Below are 255 nucleotides of genomic sequence, written 5' to 3'. Positions count from 1 at the left end.
CACAAACGTTTGAAGAAAAACTGGCGTCCCTGTCTGTGGTATTACAGAAGTGCGTGACGGGCGATGATGTGCGTCCGATGCTTGAGCAGATGGTGAAGGAGGCGGTAAGCCATATCCCTGTTCCGCGTGATGGTCGTGATTACGATCCGGAAGTACTGCAGAAGGCGGTGAATGATGCGGTCGCAAATATTCCGCAGCCGGCGGACGGTAAAAGTCTCACCCCGGATGATGTGCGTCCGATGCTTGAACAGATGG

1 pseudogene is annotated in these 255 nt (G+C 54.1%); it reads left to right on the top strand.

The annotated features are described in order from the left end of the window. Nucleotides 1-255 (top strand): annotated as a pseudogene (locus E0D98_RS26885) (phage portal protein); the annotation flags it as partial.

Origin of the sequence: Escherichia sp. KCJ4928, from assembly GCF_004352695.1 — a bacterium.
Classification (GTDB): Bacteria; Pseudomonadota; Gammaproteobacteria; order Enterobacterales; family Enterobacteriaceae; genus ECMA0423.
This window is presented reverse-complemented; position numbering and strand designations above follow the sequence as displayed.